General features: G+C 29.8%; 13 protein-coding genes. All 13 read right to left on the bottom strand.

Features of this window, described 5'->3' with window-relative positions; all coding sequences use genetic code 11:
• Position 1: 1 nt before the first annotated feature.
• Positions 2-577: a hypothetical protein gene (locus CSPA_RS28560; RefSeq protein WP_015395896.1), complete on the bottom strand. Its 576-nt coding sequence runs from the start codon at positions 575-577 to the stop codon at positions 2-4.
• 44 nt (positions 578-621) lie between these two features.
• Entirely contained in the window at positions 622-1,743 is a 1,122-nt protein-coding gene (locus tag CSPA_RS28555) for a peptidoglycan-binding domain-containing protein (RefSeq protein WP_015395895.1), read from the bottom strand.
• Positions 1,744-1,745: 2 nt separating this feature from the next.
• Entirely contained in the window at positions 1,746-2,516 is a 771-nt protein-coding gene (locus CSPA_RS28550; RefSeq protein ID WP_015395894.1) for an SH3 domain-containing protein, read from the bottom strand.
• A gap of 1 nt (position 2,517) precedes the next feature.
• Positions 2,518-3,870: a peptidoglycan-binding domain-containing protein gene (locus tag CSPA_RS28545; RefSeq protein WP_015395893.1), complete on the bottom strand. Its 1,353-nt coding sequence runs from the start codon at positions 3,868-3,870 to the stop codon at positions 2,518-2,520.
• Positions 3,871-4,009: 139 nt separating this feature from the next.
• Positions 4,010-4,822 carry a hypothetical protein gene (locus CSPA_RS28540; RefSeq protein WP_015395892.1) on the bottom strand — a complete coding sequence of 271 codons (813 nt, stop codon included), beginning with the start codon at positions 4,820-4,822 and terminating at the stop codon, positions 4,010-4,012.
• Positions 4,823-4,888: 66 nt separating this feature from the next.
• A complete protein-coding gene (locus tag CSPA_RS28535) occupies positions 4,889-7,225 on the bottom strand; it encodes a hypothetical protein (RefSeq protein ID WP_015395891.1) in 2,337 nt (778 codons plus the stop codon).
• Complete coding sequence (locus tag CSPA_RS28530) at positions 7,226-7,972, bottom strand: hypothetical protein (protein WP_015395890.1); 747 nt, start codon at positions 7,970-7,972, stop codon at positions 7,226-7,228. It abuts the gene before it with no gap.
• Positions 7,965-9,539, bottom strand: a complete 1,575-nt coding sequence (locus CSPA_RS28525; protein WP_015395889.1) for a hypothetical protein — start codon at positions 9,537-9,539, stop codon at positions 7,965-7,967. Before CSPA_RS28525 ends, CSPA_RS28530 begins: the two co-directional genes overlap by 8 nt.
• A 72-nt stretch (positions 9,540-9,611) precedes the next feature.
• The gene (locus tag CSPA_RS28520) at positions 9,612-12,410 is read right to left on the bottom strand and encodes a hypothetical protein (protein ID WP_015395888.1); all 2,799 of its coding nucleotides are present in this window, start codon (positions 12,408-12,410) and stop codon (positions 9,612-9,614) included.
• Between the two features lie 3 nt (positions 12,411-12,413).
• Positions 12,414-13,715: a hypothetical protein gene (locus CSPA_RS28515; protein ID WP_015395887.1), complete on the bottom strand. Its 1,302-nt coding sequence runs from the start codon at positions 13,713-13,715 to the stop codon at positions 12,414-12,416.
• 13 nt (positions 13,716-13,728) lie between these two features.
• Entirely contained in the window at positions 13,729-14,799 is a 1,071-nt protein-coding gene (locus CSPA_RS28510; RefSeq protein WP_015395886.1) for a hypothetical protein, read from the bottom strand.
• Positions 14,800-15,153 carry a hypothetical protein gene (locus CSPA_RS28505; protein WP_015395885.1) on the bottom strand — a complete coding sequence of 118 codons (354 nt, stop codon included), beginning with the start codon at positions 15,151-15,153 and terminating at the stop codon, positions 14,800-14,802.
• 16 nt (positions 15,154-15,169) lie between these two features.
• Positions 15,170-20,053 (bottom strand): hypothetical protein, encoded by a 4,884-nt coding sequence (locus CSPA_RS28500; protein ID WP_015395884.1) that lies wholly within the window; start codon positions 20,051-20,053, stop codon positions 15,170-15,172.
• Positions 20,054-20,062: the final 9 nt, after the last annotated feature.

Here is a 20,062-nt window from a genome sequence, read left to right as displayed (position 1 = left end):
TTTATATCTCCTGTATGACATAATCTTCTGTAAAGCCTGATTTCTCCATAATAACTGCTGCCAAGGTAGATGCTATTCCTGCCTTTTGAGAAGACATTACATTATAATCATAATTCTCTGGCCATAGTACTGCTGCATTGCATATACTTTCTTCTCTTTGAAGAGCATTTATATCTATAAAGCTTACAAGCTGCTTATATTCAAATCTACCTAAAGTTCTAAATACAAATGAATACTTACCTAAAAGCTCAATAGCGTATATATCATAGCCTTCCCATTCCTTTTTCCATAAATCTACTTGAGATTTTGTAGGACCTCCTGGAAACACTTCTTCATCATATGGATTAAGTATTTTTGGTTCTTCATAGGTAGTATTATCCAAAGGCTTTTCCTGCAAATTATTGTTTAATTTATATTCATCCTCTTTCTGTACTTCCTCATCTTCATTGAATTCTTCCATAATCTTTGAATAGTCAAAAGACGCATCTGCATCCCCTTTGTTTTGCTTCATCAATTGCTTTTTAGCCATAGCTGCCATTGCGCTTAATTCTTCTCCACTTGTATTAAATCCACCCATGATTAAAATCCTCCTCTAAACTTTTTTATTATATTATCTAATTTTTAATCATCTTCACTATATACAACATCTCTTGCAACAAATTCATAAACATCATATATTGGCTCTCCACTAGCATTCATTTCTTGAGTCACACTCATTGGAACTACTTTTATTAGCTTTCTTGCTTTCTTCCCTTTAGCTCCATAAACTATAGTCATATCAAATTTACTTCTTCTAAGGGAAGACATATTATCTGGACTGAAAAATGGCTTATTATTTGAACGTTCATAAGACCCTGAATAATTTTCCAAAGTATCTATAGTCGAATTAGATTCTTGAAGGGGATTTATATATCCACCACCAGAATAAGCAGTATTTGCTAAAAGATTGTAAATAAAATCATAATCTCTTTGGTAGTCATTATCATTTAATCTGCTTATGCTCGTATCATTCCATCTGTTATTTCCATCTGTTAGGTTATCGCTTCCCATAACTACTATTTTTTTACCTAGAAAATTATAATCTCCAGGATCGATTGAAGATATACTGCCATCTCTGACATATTCATCTGGTCCAGAATATACATATCCTCCATTTCCTGTAACATAGCCATCAATAATGTCACCACCTCTAATATTTCTTATATCTGTTATATAATTGTGCAGGTCTTCACCATACTTTTCTCCATTTAAGTCATCACTTAAGGTATAATTTCCATCATTATTGAAATTAATACTGCCAGCACTATTAGGGTTATTATCATTTCCATCGTCATTATAATTTTCATTTCCTTGTGGAGGAACTGAGGTTACAACATAATTTCTATCTAAGAAATTATCACTATCTACTATGGTTACTTCTTTCTCTCCAGTTTTATCTAGTTCAACACCTTTAGTTAAGGCAAGGCCATTAAATATAGCATTCCAGGTTGGTTCATTTAAAACACCTTCAGCTGGTTTCATTTTATTAATTATTTGAAATCTTTTAATCATCTTTTGAGTATTAGCATCATAATATCCAAAGACTAAATCATTTATATTAATATCTGCTTTACTATTATAATCCTGGAGATATAAAGCGGTTTGAATAGCATGAATCCCAATATCATAGGGTACCTTTTCCCTAAAATCTAATTTTGAATAAGTATCAGTATATAGTGTTGCGATATTTTCATATTTACCCAAAGTTAAACCACCTCACTCTTTTTTATATATCCTGTTGTACCTTCATCAATTTGTACATAATACCATTCATCATCTAAATCCTTTAATATTACAACTTTATTTTTCGCTTGTATTGTAAAATAAGCTGGTGATTCCTCTGTAGGTTTGTATCGTAATTTTATAATACCTGTTGTGATTTTTACATTCTCCCCTGATAAATCTAATCTGTTTAATAAAACAATATCAATGTTGCTGTTAACTTCCAAACTATTTGCTTTTTTATATTCAGCTACAGCCTTTTGAGTTTCCAAATCATTTGTACCAGTAACTTCAACTCCGAGTCTATGCTGAACATCTGCTATAGTGCTTGATTTCACATCCTTGTATTGTGGCACAACATTAGACGACCCAAGCGTATCCTTATCAGTTGTATATTTATAAACCCAATTTGGAACATTAGTACTTTTTGTATTGACTAATTTCTTATTTCTTATATCCTTATAATCATTTGTTATATACTTATTGGGATTTGTATTTCTTACGGGTACTTTAATAACTCCTTGTACAATTCTTGTTCCTATTGCTAAATCGTCATATCTCCTGCTTGAATATCCATAAATAGGTTTAACATTTTCACTTACAGAAAATTGAACTGCACTTATATCTTCATATAATTCATCATTAATATATATAAATACATCAGCTCCTCCAAAGAACTCTTCAGTATATATATTGTGTTCTCTATTATTGCTTTCATTATTAAATGCTATAGTTTTTGGTGATGTATCTGGCATATTATCTCTCCTTTAACTTTACAGTCCATTTAACACTAGTTCCACCTATAGGTGTTATGATGAAATCCACTTTCAAAGGTATTGCTTTCTCTTCCATATTGTATATAAAGGCAGTTGATAAATAACTTAAAAGAAGCTCCCTCGACTCTGCTGCTTTTAATGAATAATATCTGCATGCAAAGGTGGAAACATTGTTCTTAAAATATGCTATTGCAGATATTCTAAATTCAACATCACTATTTACCTTTACAGATGAACCTATTAAATCTGGCTTAAATTCATCTATATAATAACTGTACATCTTGCCACTTTCAGTTTTTTCATGGTAATTTACAATAATGCTGCTTGCAGGAGCTTTTGTATCTTCCTTTGCAATATATCCTGTATTACCATAAAAAGTTATCTTTATAAATTCGCCACAATCATAACCAATATAGTCATCAAGATATTTTGTTATTCCTATTATGTTATCTTTATCTGTATTTGAATAAACATATGCACCATTTTTATTTTGTATTTGAATTATTACCTTCTGCAAAACTTCGTCTAACTGTGACATTGCTGCATCTTTAAAGAAACTTTCTTTGTCAGTTAATAGGCTATACGTAGCATCTGTTAATTCTCCTGTGACATTTAATTTATTTTTTGACTGAAAATCCTTTATTGCAAGTATTGTTTCATTATCAGCTATTCCATTTAAATCAATCTCATAGCCTTCAGCCTTTAAGGCTGTTTGTGCTGCTTTCAATTTACCATAAGAAGAGGTTTTTGCTGAAGCTAAATTATTATATAAATCATCATAATCACTTTTTGAAAAGGCATAGCCAACCAAGGCCTCCACTGTATAATTGCTTCCAAGTGCTCCGCTTTGAACTATTGGATTTATTCTTGAAAAATCATCTATATCTCTTGCTACAAAGCTAAAAGTATTTTCTATATAAATATCTTGTACTGATATTACTTGCCCATCTTCATAAAATTCAGCACCATAAATATATAGTTGTGAAGCTGCACCATATTCATTTGCGCAAACAATCATAATATCAAAGAAAGGTAATTCATCTGCTTTCAGCTTCCCATGAGCCTCTAAATAAGGTATTTGTTCCTTAAGATCCTCAACTAAATGCTGATTTACTAGAGTAAAAACCATTGTTCCTGCAATGCTTCGCATACCTCTTGTATATCCACCAGTATTAATTTTTCCAAGTAGTGGAACAGGTTTCTTTTCTCTATATACTGAATGTGATATGGTACTTAAAGAGCCTAATAATATCGGTTTTGACTGAGGAAATATTAAGAAAGCAACAGCATCAGAACCAGAAAAAGTTTTATAAAAAGTATTTAAATTGCTCATCATCTATCTCCTTTTTCTCTTAATTATATGCCTTACTAAAAAAAGATTGGCTAGGAGCCAATCTTTTTAAGCACCAGAAAGAAAATAATCTATAAAGATATTTATCTATTATTTTCTTTATTGTACCTTAATACTTTTCTTAAGAAACTTTAACAACAGATTGTCCTGAAACAGTACCGTTTTCATCTCTAAAATATACACCTTTAACAAGTGGTGAAATTCTTCTAGCAATATAAGTTAATTGTCTAGACATTACTGTAGTATCTACTGATGCACCAGAGCTTTCATTTAAGATGTCTACATCATAGATCTTTTGGAATGCACATTGACCATATTCATTACCAAAAGTTAAAGTTACATCAAATGGAGGTAATGTATCAGCATATAATACATTTTGTCCTCTGATTGGAGAAAATCCAGCTGGCACTCTTACATTAGTTTCTGAATCTGTCCATCCTGAAACTTCATTATTACTGTCTAATGTTGGTTTAGAATTAGAACCTTTTACTGTAGTTGCTTGAATTTTTGATGTACCAGTATATCCAAAATCACTGCTTCCATTGGCTCCACCAAAATTATTTTTGATTGCTTCTTCTGCTGTGATATTCCATCTTAGCATATCAACTGCATTTAAAAAGTTTTCTGTATTATTTACAGATACATTTCCAGCTGCTGTAAACATAGCTGCAGGACTTATTTTATCCCATACTCTCTTAAGAGCATTTACTAGGCTGTCTTCATCAAATACAGCAAATACTAAACTTCCTGCAATACCACGTTTACCTCTTGAAAAACTTCTTGCATCTGAGCTTCCAAGTGTAAATACTGGAGCTTTTTCTCTTTCAATAGCCCATGAAATTTGTTGTAGTTCTCCTACAACTTGGTTAGCAAAACTTACTACTAAATCAGCTCCGCTAAATGATGTCATTGTGCTTATGTTTGGACTTGACATATATCATACCTCATTTTTCTATTTACTTTAGGAGGAGGGATTACCTCCCCTTGCTTTTAGCTTTTATTAAGCTTGTGAGCTAGTAAGACCTATTACTGTAGTAATCTTTCTTAATTCTTGTGGTGGAACAATTCCAAGTTCAAGACTTGCTTCACCTAATACTTCTTGTTTAGCTGTTGCTACAAGGCTGTAAGAGTATTTTTGGATTACTCCATTTTGTACAAGTAAATCTAATCTCTTAGCTATTGCTGCTGATAAAGCATTTCTCTTTTCTATAGTGTTAGCTTCACCAATATATGGATCTGCTACTTCTCTCATAGCATCTGCAACATCTCTTATTACTCTTACAGTTGATAATCTTGCATAATCACTGTTTTTAGCTGCAGCTGTTGGTGCATCAACTACATATGCTCCTGTTGATGCATTTCCAGATTCTAAATACTTCAATTGGAATGCAACCATTCTATTTCCTATAATGTCATTTAATTGACTGTTAGAGAAGTTAAATTTAAGACCTGTAGTACCAAGCATTTTCTTGTTAGTAGGTGCAGATTTAGAAGCTAGAGTAGATGTATATGCCATATACATTACTGCTGCATTTCCTTCTCTTAAAGCATTTACTGAATGATTAAACAAAACCTTTGGTCCTGCTACAACAGATATATACTTACCAAGATCAAATTTATTACCTTCGCTATCCTTAATTGGAGAACCAGCTTCATCTAACATGTAATAAGTGTTATCATATGTTGCAAGATACTTAGCATATTTTTGAATATTAGCTAAGGTTGTATCCTTAATTGGCTTCATAGGTATTGCACCTATTGTTGTTTTATTTCTGTAAGATGATATTGCACAATATAAAGCTAATTCATATGCAAAGTTAGCATTTTTATCACTTAATTTATCATCTGCATATACGCCAACTGGAACAATTTGGTCAACTTGATAATTTTCAAGAATTTGATATGCTCCTTGAGCTAAAATAAATCCATTTCCATCTCTCTTACCAGATAAAGCTTCAAATAATTCATCTGCAGTTAAATCTGTTCCATCTTCACCATTTGATAAATATGAACTTGAGGCTACTAAATTAGCAGTTAATTCATTTTCATCTTCTGTATATGCTTCATATATATTATTATTAGCAGTAATTGCTTCTGCTAATAATCCAAAAGTCGGATAATCAATTGAAGTATATACTTGAGGTGCTTCTGATAAAGTTTGTTTGCTTTCAGGTTTAGTTATAATAACTTTTTTCCCCATTACACTTCCATCTGAATTTATTAAATCTTTTACTTCAACAATTCCTTCGTTATATATTTCTCCACCAAAAATTGATTGAATTTTAATTGAAGAATTAACGCTAGCTGTAGTTTGAACAAAGTAACTTACAGAAATTGTTTGGTTCATTTTAAAGTTTTCTTTAATTATTTTTATAGTATTTGTTGCTGCATCAAAAGAATAAGCAGAAGGATCAAGAACCTTTGCATTATCTATGTATAATACTGGTTCTGAACCTGTGGCAGCTGTATTTTTTAAAGCAACTACTTGTAAGCTTGTAGCAGCTGTGGCTCTAACATCATGTCTTGCATAAGTATAACTTTCATATTGAACTGTTATAGCATCTCCAACCTTTACTGATGTATCACTAATTATAATAGTAGTTTTATCACCATCTAAATTGTATAAAGTTACACTTGAAGCATCTGCTTTAGCTACACTGACAATTTTATCAGCATTATTACTTAATACTACGCCATTTTTAATACTTGATAAAGCTTCAACTGTTACAGTTTCAGTATTTGCATTAGTTTTAACTTCCTTGTACTTAACTTCAAGAGAAGCTCCAGCATCACATGCATTTGCATTTAATTTTAATTTTTTATTTGCGTCATCCAAGGTGTAAGCAGTAGCGTCAACTTTTCTACCTTTTGCATATACTTCTAAACTAGTTTTGTCATAAGCTGTACCAGCTGTTATTGGTAAGCTTATTTCTGTTGCATCATTTCCTGAAATATAAGCAATCTCATTTTCATCAATTCTTTTTGTATTAGTAACTGAGTCGCTAGTAGTTTGTATAACTGTTGATGCTTTTGAGCCTGATATTCTCATTAATCTTATATCTCTGCATCCTGCCTCATATGCTTGCTTAAAGGCATGCACGAGTGTTGCTCCATTTGGAACATTATTTGAATCTGTGTCAGAACCAAATATTAATTCAGCTGATTTATAATCTACTGCTACTGGTTCCATTATTGGACCATCAACAGCAGTTCCTAGAAGAAGTAAACTGTCTGTAGATGCATCTGTTTTTTCAAATCTAAGTGCAGATCCACCATCCTTAAATTCGATTAGCATTCCAGGTAAATTTGGATATAAATTTCCTAAGCTTGTTGCCATTTAAATATCCCCCTTATAGGTTATATTATTTTGTATAACATCAGATTTTTTTTCTGATGCGAGGGTACTTTCAAGATATATTTTGTCTTCAATCCTTTTAATAGTACTCACTCTTACTGTATTATTTCTTTCTAATCGAAGGAAATAATGTAAACATGTCATAGGTATGCTGCTCATATAATTTAGACTATTTTGAGCTGGAACTTCTTTAATAAAATAAATTTCCCTAACTCCATTCTTTTTTAAATAGCCGGTAAATGTCAGCATAGTCTCTTCAAATCTATTCATGAGATCTCTTGAGTCTTTTGCTTTATCACAGCAAAAGTTGAATTCGACTATGCAGTCAAAAGACTGTCTGTAAACTATAAACGCATCACCAGTAGCTTTGCCGTCTACAACTTCCTTTATTGTCTCTGTCTGCTTAGGCTTTATGTTTGAGCCTGTTGTTATTTCTCTGAGATTAGTTGAATAGATTATTAAAGGCATTGTAATATTTAGTTTATCAATATCTGAAGTAATTTTTCCCCAATCATTGCCCCAGGCTGTATTTAACATATTACTTAACAATTGGCCGAATTCATCAATTGTTTTAATATTCCCTTCAGCAGACAATCTTGTTGAGGTCAAATCTTCAGGTATCTGTTCATTAATTACTGTTTGTTTATCTCCTTTTGTAACACCTATTTTGCTTTTCGAATCAAAATATTTATCTATAACATCATTAAAAATTTCATCATTATCAATCATTTTCTACACTTCCTCTTGTATAAGCTGCAAGACCTGCATAAGCTCTAATACTCTCTGTCATATATACTGTTTTAAAAGATAAATCCAGCAGCAAATGCCCCTTTTCTGGAATTGTTATACTGTTAATTGAAAAGCCCCTTAATATGTTTTTACCAATCAAATACTCTAGTAAATCTAAAAGCTCACTTTGTATTTTTTTAGTTTTAATTAGATAATTAATATCTTCTCCAATATATTTAGATAAAAGATCATTAACCCTAATCATTACAAGCTGACACATTCTTATATTACATAAATATTTAAAGTTTATATCATCACTTGCAGTTACTCCGCTTGAAACAACTACTGTTCTTTTTAATGCACTATATCTAAAGGCAGTAAATCCAAGTTCTCTTATTTTAGACAGGCTCATATTATCAAAATCATTGTAAACTGTAAAGGACTTTGGAAGTGGTTTATTAGTAGTATTTTCTATTACCTGAATACTTGCAATTAATGTGGCATATAAAATATAAGAATTATATACTCTTGTTCCATATGTGGTATATATATCTCCCACACATATGCTTATTAATTGTCTATATTTATCATAAAAGCTATTTTTATTATTTAATTTCTTTAAATACTGCAACTTTAAATAATATTCATCTTGATCCAAGAATACCTTTCCGTTTGGATTCATCCCCATAATTCCATGAGTAACACATCCAAACCTAAGCTGCCTTCTTAAAAACTCCAAAAGTTGATTATAGTAACTTAAATATTCACTGGTATCCGCATCTTTAAGGGTAATATATTCTCTTTCTAAATCAAAATATTTTTCAAGAGCATCAGTATCATCAGTAAAAGTATCATCATAATAGCAATCTACAGGGATTATTATATCTATTTTCATACCTTCTAATATGTTATAAGTATCACTCAAACAATTGTAGATCATATTTTTGTTATAATATATTCCGCTGTTGCCACCCTTTAAGGTGTTGCTTTGTTCATTCACTCCAAGTAATGAAGTATTAGCCATTGTCTTTGGATCACAAGATAAATAGCAGTATACTGCACTATTCATAAGCCTTGTGTCTTCATTTATTTCCTCTACTAAATTATACAAGGTTTTATAAATTAAATTTCCAGCTTCATTTCGAATATCGTTACCATTTTCATCAGTTTCATTATACTTATATTGGAGATAATAATTTCCAAGGGCATCTGTTGGATAATTTATATAAAGAGCATCTTCACGAATGATAATTTGTACATCATTATAGATTTCATTTGCATATTGGGCTTTGAAATATAAGCCATTTTCTTCTATTTCACTATTTGGCAAATTTATATTTAAGTATAATTCTGAATGTTTCCCAGTTACTTTAACCATAAATACTTCACATTCAAGATCACTTTCTTTAATGACTCTAAAAGCATCCAAAAGACTTCCCTTTTCGCCAAATACATTTTTCACATGATTAGCTGATGAAACCTTTATAGGCAGGTTTACCGGTCCGAAATCAGCTGTCCCAAGCAAAAATATTTTTTTCCCATAATAACTATTTGCTTTTTCAGCCATAGCTCCTTCCCCCCTTCCATTGATTTCTTCTTAAATTTAGCAAGAATACTATTAGGATTTCTTTAATATGTTTTAATCCCATGCCCATCCCCATGCATTTAATTTAGCACCTTCATAAAATACAGCTTTCATAACAATTTGATCCTTCTCTGTATTTACATTTGTAAGCTGAGTTTTAACATTTGGTTTTATTTCTTTAAAGTTTAGTCCACCATCTGCTGATGCATAATAAATTATTTTGCTATTAGGATTTTCGCATATTTCATCAACTGATAATAATATGCTCCTTACTTTTTCATTTACTTCCTCTGGCTTTGTTTGAAGATAATTTCCACCTGCATATCCATAAGAATTATAGAAAGTATATTTACTATTTTTCTGATCAATAAAGTTTTCATCTGATAAAGTATCTATGGTCATTTTCATTAATCCATTTTTAGATGCCCTTGTATAAGTATCTATTTTGAAATTTGTCTTTATTAAATTTATTTGTATTTCCTCTAAATCTGAATGTAAGACTAAAGAATTTGTCTTTAATGTATAACTATGAATAATAGGCAGCTTTTTAGCATTATCTGTAACGCTCATTACTGCTTTAACTCTGAAATCTGGTGCATCTAAATGGGTAAATACAAATTCTTCATTTAAATTTATCTTATTATAAATTTGTCCTCCATCATAGCTTACAAACCAATCTATAACTCCATCATTTGCTTCATAATCTGCACTCAAGACACCTTTACCATCATCTTGAACTTCTTCAATTCTCTTTGAATAATACTCTGATTGTCTTGATACACCATTATTATTATTCCAGGTTTGTATTGTTATATTATTTATTGTTGGAGAGCAATCATAAGTGTCAGATTCTAAAACAGCTTTCATATAAACTTCAGATACTGGACTTACAAACTTAACTTCATCCCCGCTGTTTATGTTTGTCCATACTCTTTTTGCATCATCTAAATAATAAAATTTAACAGTTGAAGTTACGTAACCTATTTTTACAGCATAAAGCTGACTGTATTGATTATTTTCTCTAGGATCAGTTCTATCTCCAACTGAATACAACACCAAAAGTTCATCATTAAATATTGATACATTAAAATCTTGTAATTTTTTACTATCGCTTTCCTGTGCATAAATAATAGTTTCCTCAGCTATAAGGGTTAAATCATAGTCAAAGCTCATATATTTTAAACATAATCTTCTAATGGTATCTGATTGTGGAGCCATAAAGAATAAATGAAGTTTATTCTTATGCTCTATAATTTTCATAAAGGTTGAGGAATTACTATTTGGCAGGTTATCATAAACATTAAATTCACTTTCGGCAAAACTACAGGTTTCTAGCTGCACTTTCTTTGAAAATACATTATTTACAACCAAACTTCCTTTTTTTCTGCTACTCCAATCAACAGTATAGCAATTTAATAAACCATCTTTACTGTTTAAAGGACTGTTTCCAAATATATACAGCCTTCCATTAGAAGCATAATAAATACCATTAAAGCCATTATGACTGTAAGTTACTACATCATTGCTTGTACAAGAAAGAGGAACAAAATTCATATCAGTTGCTAAAGTTTCACAACTGAAAGACTTGGTTTCTGTATTTATACCACATTGAAGGGAATAAATTTGATTTATAGAATTGGAAATGTTTGCGTCAGTACAAGAAGGTGATCCCATAAGCTCCTTACTTGCACCAAAAGTATGAAAAAAGTCATTAACATAAACTACATTTGAATTTCTAAAAACTGTGTATCTTGATCCACCAGGTTCCCAACCTGTAATTCTAGGAAATGAATTTTTAAAAGCATTTTTAATTAATCTTACATTTGTCAAATCCGTTAAAGAACCTGTTATTTCATATCCAATAAAATTTCTATTTCTGTAATTTAAATAGCTTGCATTATCACTCATATAACACTTATAAGAACCCGGCATTACAAAAATAAAATCTTTTCCAAGCTCTATTTCTGCAGGCGTACTTCCACAAAGAACATGTATATATTGAGACGCATTATATATATAGTATCCGGAATAAGAACCCAATTTATTATAATTACCAATCTCATTTAATAAAGTAACATAATCAGTAAAGGTTGCATTACTATTTTGTTCAACATGTCCACCATCTTTAAAAGTTGGTATAGTTCTTGTTACAACTACAGCAACATTTTCATCTGTAAACTTAATTCTTGCTGAATTAAATACAGGATATTGTGCTGCTGTATCATTGTCATTAAACAAGGCTTTGTTAGGCAATGTATAACTTTTATAAACTGACATATCTTTGTTGTAAATAACAAAATTTATATTATTAGCTGTACCATAATCAAATTGCTGACAGCTTAATACCCATAACCTTCCATAGTTATCTACTTCAGAAACAAACCATAGGTTTCCATTTATTAAATCCTGTGGCAGCAATGCTGAAATTGTATCTTTATTCTTGTAATCACAATCAAACTTCATTCCTACAGCACTATTAACATTAATTTCTTTTAACATTAAGGTACCTGTTAATGTGGAATCATCATCAATAGCAATTTCCTTTTTTATTTGATCCCAATTGATATGAGTAGAATTATCATAATCTACATAATCATCATCTTCATTAAAATTTATGAAGGTTTTATTTAAATACTGCTTTGGTATAATGCCATTTGAAGTCATAGTTACAGTAGATTTATATAAATCTATGTAGTCATCATTATCAAAATCATAAGTAAAGGTGCTGTTTATGCTCATTAAGTTATTTTCTAATACTGCTACTCTATTTGACAGATTATCATAGTTTCCCTCATTAGCTATACTATTTTTCTTTCTGAATATTTCATAGGTTTCTACATTGAATCCACTCATTCTTTATACCAGCTCCTTAAAAATCGTATTAAATATTAAATCAATATCTGCTTTTGCAATTGGCTCAAAATCACTGGATCCTTCTCCTGAATTTCCGCCAGTATTTGAACCAGACCCATTTGAATCTGAAAAAACGATTGCTACAGCTTCAGTACCATTATCAATTATATTTATAAGCTTTCTATTTTCATCATAAATATACTTTGCACTTTTAGTTGTACCATCTTCTGTAACAGTTTTTGTTAAGACATCTGAATAGCTATTGTAGGTATATTCAACTGTTTTATTTATGTCACCTGCATAAACTTCCTTTATAATATTACTATTTTCATCATAAGTTAAAGTACAAGTAAAGCTTTTAGCTCTTGTCCCATCTATTGGAATGTCAGTTCCTGTATCATCAATACCTATAAGATTACTCTTATCATCATAGGAATAAGTTGCAGTTTTAATAGTATCATCCTGAATAACTGTTTTTTTAGATATATTGCCATTTCCATCGTACTCATATTTAACAGTTTTATTAATATTTCCTGTATATATTTCTTGCAATATATTTCCGCTAGTTTCATCATAAACATATTGCACATTATGAGCAGGTTTTACTACGCTTCCAGAACTATATTTAAGCATCCTATCTTCAAGGATTTTTAAATAATTTAAAATAACCTCATATTCACTTTCACTAACTGGCCCTGAAATATAGTTAATTAAATAGGTTCCATTTTCCTCAAACTTTATTTCTAAAGTTGTATCATTTGGATAATCAACAGTATAATTTCCTTTATACAATACATTATCTTTAATTATGGTTGGTGTTATCACTCTTAAATCTGTATCTAATATAGAAGCTTTAAATACTTTATTATCATCTGTAGCCACAAATTTTTCCTGATGAATAGAGCTGCTTCCATTAAAAATAGTATCCTTGTCTGGAACCTTATTTAATCTATTGCTTATTTCATTTAATTCTATGTTAATTTTAGATATATTATTTTCATTGACCTTAATATCTGCGGTATTTATAGATATATTGTCTGTATTTTTATCTATTAAAATCCTACAAGTTGCATATAAAGACTGCATTACTGCTGATTGATTATCTAATGCACTTTGAGATACATATTTCTCAGCTAAATCAGATCCAGGAATTCCACCTATTGGCTTTATATATTTACTATCTAATGCATCTTGAAGTCCTATTATAGCTGATATTGGATGTTGATTAGGTTTATCTAATCCTTCTAGGAGGAAGTGATCATTATAATGAGTCTTATAACCTTTTACTATAAGTTTTATTGACACTTAACATTACCTCCTATTCTATTATGATACTGAACTTGTATTCATCTTCTAAGTTAGTAATATTAGCATCCTTTATGGTTTTTAATTTAAAACTCTTAGTTTCCCCTGCTTCAAGAGTTACAGTTAACTTAGAACTAAATACGTCGCTGTCTTCTTCTGCTAATTGTGCTAATTTATAACCTGGATTATATACAGAGTAATATGATACCTTTAAATCTTTATCTTTTAATGGGTAGGCTTCTTTATTAGATATTTTAAGATTGAATATTTTATCCTTATTGATAGTTCCTAAATCATATACAGTGTCAGTAAGCATTACATTATCTATAAAGAACTCTACTTCATAAGCATATTCATAAATATCTCCACCATATATGTCTCTCATTTCACCTTCATAATAGACTTCACCAGTTTTTCTGTCACAGCTTTGAACTTTTAAATAATCTATTGGGAATATTAGATTTGTTCCATCTATGATCATTTGTGTATTTTTCTTTTTTACTACAAATTTATCAGTAATTTCAACACCATTAACATCAAAGAGCTTTAATTTATTAGTTCTATCAAAATTATTTATTAGTACATTATTATCTTTGTACATTACACATTTTTTTATATTAAATGGAGCTGCTTTAGTACCTTCGCCAATATAGTAGCCTATTCTATTCATATCTACCATTTTTGTATTCCCATAATAAAGCCACTTTGAACCATCTTTTGAACATTTCGCATCAAGTACTGAATCATCATTAACTATTATTTTTGTATAACTGCAAAGCTTCTCATCATCTCCACGAATTTCCAAATCAATATAATTTTCTGTTTCAGACCGTAGAGTATTTCCAGCGGCTTCCGTCGCTGACACTGGGCTATATTCTATTTCACTCTGCATAACATATCCTCTATCTTTAGGAGCATATATAAGTAGTTCAAGCCTTTGTTCTCCCGGTAATAAAGAGATAGAGTTGTCACTTAAAACAACTCTACTAGGATCATTTGGAGACAGCTCCCAAAGTAAAGAGAGATCTGTCCATGCTTCTTCTTTAAATAATAAACCAGAAGAAGATTTTGTTATATTAGCCAATTATTCTTCTTCCTCGAAGATTATATCAACATTAGCTTGAACTACTTTGCATATTTGAACATTTTCAATTCCATATGTTTGAATAAGTTGTTTTGCTGTCTTCATTGCTGCTTTTATAGATTCTTTTACTGCATATACGGCCCATACGTCACCGTCAATTTTTTTGAAATCTGTTGGAACAATTGTTCCTGTTGAATTAAGTGGCTTTATAAACATTAATGCCATATCATAATTTGTGTTATAGCCACCTGTTGAAGATGTAGCAGCTCCAGTCCAGTCATCTAATGTTGTATTTGTAACTGGCTTCTTAGTTACGGGATTAATGGGTTTAAATTGTACTTGATATTTAACCATTTTCTTTCACCTCATATTATTTTTTAGTTATAAGCCTTTTTCCTTTTAGCTTATTTTCATGGTGTAAATCAAAATATTTCACCATTGTACTTATAGCAACAGTAACAGGGGATACATCTTTAAGCTTTTCTTTAAGTATATCTGATGCCTCGCCTATTACTAACATGCTGTCTAATAATTCCTGCATAACAGCATTAGTTTCTCCAAACTTACCTTTATATTTAACGGTAAATCCTCTTATGCTCTTATTATCAATAACGATATTGGCAATATTAATGCTTTGATACTTTTCACTAGGGACATAATTTACTTCAACTTTATTTTCAAGTTCTTCAGTAATATCATGAATTCCTTGAGTATATGTTTTAATTCTGCTATCGCCATCCCTATCTATTATTGATATACTGCTGGAAGTGTTTATATTGTATAGTCTAAATGATAAATTAAGTGGTAAACCTGGATTTATATTATTATTTTTAAATGTTATGCCACATTTTTTTCTTGCATCAATTGGCTCAATAATATAATTATCAGTAATCTCCATATTATCGAAAGCTATTATATCCTTAAAATCTCCAAGATCCTTGTTATAATAGTCAACACTAATCTTTGCTGTATCGAATTTTAATATATATTCACAATTATTTAAAACAGCCATTTCTGCATACCATCTAAATAGTTGCATGCATCTTACAGCTTCTTTTCTCTGCTGCTTATCTAGGCCATAATCTATAAGCAGATTATCTACTTCAACCATAATATGCTTTAATGAATCATGAGCTGAAAAAGCTATATATTTATACATGTTATCTCTCCATACTTTTTGGACTAAAAATATTACTATTTCAAGTATAGCTACATCAACGTCTATGTAATCTCTTCCTATATCTGCATATATTTCTATAGGATTTTCCATAGGTATTGATACAGTATATTCTCCAGTGGCTGAATCATAGTTTTTAACATATGTCCAATCTAAGCTTCCATCAGCCTTTATTAATTTCTTAATAAAATTGCTATATTTATAATCTTTGTGTGGCAAGATAAGTTCATCTATATTTCCAGTCATTATAACTGGAGGCTTATCTGGATCTGGATCTGGAATGTGAATAACATCTAAAAAATTAAACTCATCGGGAAGATAAGTATCCTTTTTCTTCTTTGTGAGATTTTCTCCTTGATAATCAAGGTTTCCATGCTTTATGGCATTTTTTAATCTAATATCAGAATCAGTATAGACTCCGCCTTCTTCTTTTGTAAGGCCAAAGTATTTGCAATAATCATCAAACCAAATTTCTCTACACTGATTTTCGAATTTAATTTCTTCTTCAATAAAAATTCCCTTGCTATAATACTCAATTGACATTTGTTTAAATAAGTCTATTGCCTTGGAATCTATATCTACAAATTCAATTTTCTCAATTACAGCTTTTTTTGAATCATAATAAACTGTAAGTTTATTTTCATCTATATTAATCGGTAAACCATGATGTGATATAGAGAAATTTTCTTCGATTCCTATTTCCTTTGCATTTTTATCAATAGAAATTATTTTGTCATCAAAGCCAATTCCTTTTGAATTCCTATTTATGTGTATATTTTTATCAAAATATATGCCTCTGGAATATTTATCTACATTCAAGATATAAAAATTAACATAAATGCCTTTTCCACTTTTAGCTACAAATTGATTTTCATTTGTTATAACTGAAGCATATCCACTTTTTTTAATCCAAGGATACTCATAAACGATGGAAGAATAATGCATATTTTTGCTTATCCATGTGTACTCATAAACCATAGAGGAATCATGCATATTTTTATTTACCCAAGTATATTCATAAATCATGGATGAATCGTGCATATTTTTGCGTATCCAAGTGTAATCATAAATCATAGATGAATCATGTCTGTTCTTGTTTATCCATGTATCCTCATTTATAAGAAAAATTGCCTCTGCCCCTTTATCTATAACAAAGGTATCCTTATGAAGGAATACACCTTCTGACCCCTTATCAATGAACACTGCATCTTCTTCTGTGATTCCCTTAGGTGCTTTATTAAAATTAATATAATAATTATAAAGATCTATTCCTTCAAAAGCTTTCCCTAAATGTATATCTCCTTCATTTATCCTTATGGCTTCAGCATTCTTATTTATATTAAATACTTCGTCCATTCGTATTCCCTTATAATTTTTAGCTAAAAGACTGCCTGTATCATAAAAATTAATTCCTTTATCATATAGATTTAAACTAATATTTGGGTCAATAAATATAGGTCTTTCATAAGCATGATCTAATTGAATCATCTCATTATACACATTGACTTTCTTACCTATCCTTGTAGCAAACTCATAAAAGGAATTAACCTGTGTTCCATGTCCTTCTTTCCATACAGATAAAAACGAATCGTATTGTATTCCATGACTATTTTTAGATATTAATATTTGCTCCCCTATCTTTGAAAGCTTCTCACCAATTCTAATTTTCTTTGCATTTTTATCTATAGAAATTATTTTGTCATCAAAGCCAATTCCTTTGGAAGTTCTATATATTTGTATGTTTTTATCAAAATAAATGCCTCTAGAATCTTTATTTACATTTAATATATAAGAATTAACATAAATGCCTTTCTTATTTTTAGCTACAAATTTATTTTCAGGAGAAATAAATGAATTATATCCACTCTTTTTAATCCAACTATAACCATCATTTATTGATGAAGCGTATCCATCCTTTTTAATCCAAGTATACTTATCATTCATGGATGAAGCATATCCATCTTTTTTAACCCAAGTATAATAATCATTCATGGATGAGGCATATCCATCCTTTTTAATCCAAGTATAACCATCATTCACGGATAAAGCGTAGCCATTCTTTTTAATCAAAATATACTCGTCATTTAAGTATGAAGCCTGTCCATTCTTTTTAATCCAGGTATACTTATCATTTATGGATGAAGCATAGCCATCTTTTTTAACGCAAGTATAATCATCAGCTGCAGATAAATTATATCCATTCTTATTTATCCATATGTCCTCATAGGTGATGAAAATTGGTTCAGGTCCTTTATCTATAGCAAAGGTATCCTCATGAATAAAAATACTTTTCTGCATCTTATCAATAAACACTGGATCTTCTTCAGTAATTCCCTTAGATCCTTTGTTAAAAGTAATATAATACTTATAAAGATCTATTCCTTCAAAAGCTTTACCAAGCTGCATGTCACCTTCATTAACTCTTATGGCTTCAGTAATTCTATTGATGCTAAATACATCGTCCATTTGTATTCCATCAGAATTTTTACCTAAAAGAGTGCCTGTATTATAAAAGTTAATTCCTTTATTATATAGGTTTAAACTAATACTATTCTCAGTAAATATATTTCTTTCAAAAGCATGCTCTAACTGAAGCATCTCGTCATGCACGTCAACTTTATTAATTATCCTTTTAGCAAACTCATATAAAGAATCAATTTTCAATTCATCTTTAGGTCTCCATAAAGATATATAAGAATCAGAGTATATTTGATGATTATCTTTAAATATAAATAATGGATCTATTACCTTAGATAGTTTATTTTTAATTCTAAATAAAAATTTATCAGTTTTTGTTAGATTTAAATTGTCATAAGACTTTAATAAATAAATACTATCAGTTTCAAATCCTCTAGAATAATCTTTATTTGCACTCATTAAATATTTATTCAGTTCAATTTTATTATCTTCAACATAAGCCCAAGTCCAAAAATTATCTATATATACTTCACTATTATCCAATTTACTACTGATAATATTTCCGTCATAATTAATTTTGAAGTCATTAATTCCTAAGCTTATATCAGCAGAATTTGAGTAATTAAAGTTTTTATCATTAATTTCTCCTTGAATATACTCGTCCATAATAAGTTTCTTAGACCCAATATCTACATGAAAACCAATATATTCCTCTATATAATGAAGCTCATTTGAATTATGTCCAAGTAATGACCATTCATTATTAACATGAACCTTATTATTCATTCCATTTTTAACTTCCAATAAAGGATTAATATAAATATTATTATTTAGCCCGTTTTTAACTAATAGCAAAGGATTAATATAAATATTTTTATTCAATCCGTTTTTAGCCAATAATAAAGGATTAATCAATATATCTGGATGTTTATTCCAAAGAAAATAATTCATAGTGTCATAATACAACTTCTTATTTCTCAAAGAGCCTTTAATATCATCCATCTTAAATATTTCTGGAATATTGAAATTAATAAAAGTTTCAGTTAATTTTTTATTTAAGTTAGGTTTATTTGTTTTAAACAATACATCTTTATTCATATTTGCTGGATATTTATTTTCATACTTGTCTTTGATTTTTATTGGATCAAATTTAAAAATATTGCTAGGGATATATTCTATTTTCTTTGCTTCTTCAATACTATGAAGATTTATATATTCTTGAAAAGCAAAAATTTCATCAAAACGGTAAAGCCTTCTAATGTGATTTGGAATATCAATATGAAAAGTTGTATCAAGACTTTCTGTTTCATGAAGATTTGTTACATAAAATGAAATGCCTACATACTTTCTTTCAGTATTTCGCCTTGACTTTATCAGTGGAAAATTTTCATTTCTTACATCAAGAAATTTATCTTTCTTAAAAAGTTCCTTATTTTCAGAACTAAGCATACTTTGATTTTTTCGTTTAAAACTAATATAAGAATTATTAAAGCTTGAATCTTTATATAATTGCATAAACAGATATTCTTTGCTTACAAATAACTCCAATCTATCTGGCAATGTAGAAAAACTAAGGGAATGGTATTCGCCATTCCCTAAGTTAAATTCAATACCATGAGATATAGATGTATTATATTTCATTGTAATTAAACGTTCCAATTATGCTAC

The organism is Clostridium saccharoperbutylacetonicum N1-4(HMT) (assembly GCF_000340885.1).
In the GTDB taxonomy this organism is placed as follows: Bacteria; Bacillota; Clostridia; order Clostridiales; family Clostridiaceae; genus Clostridium; species Clostridium saccharoperbutylacetonicum.
This window is presented reverse-complemented; position numbering and strand designations above follow the sequence as displayed.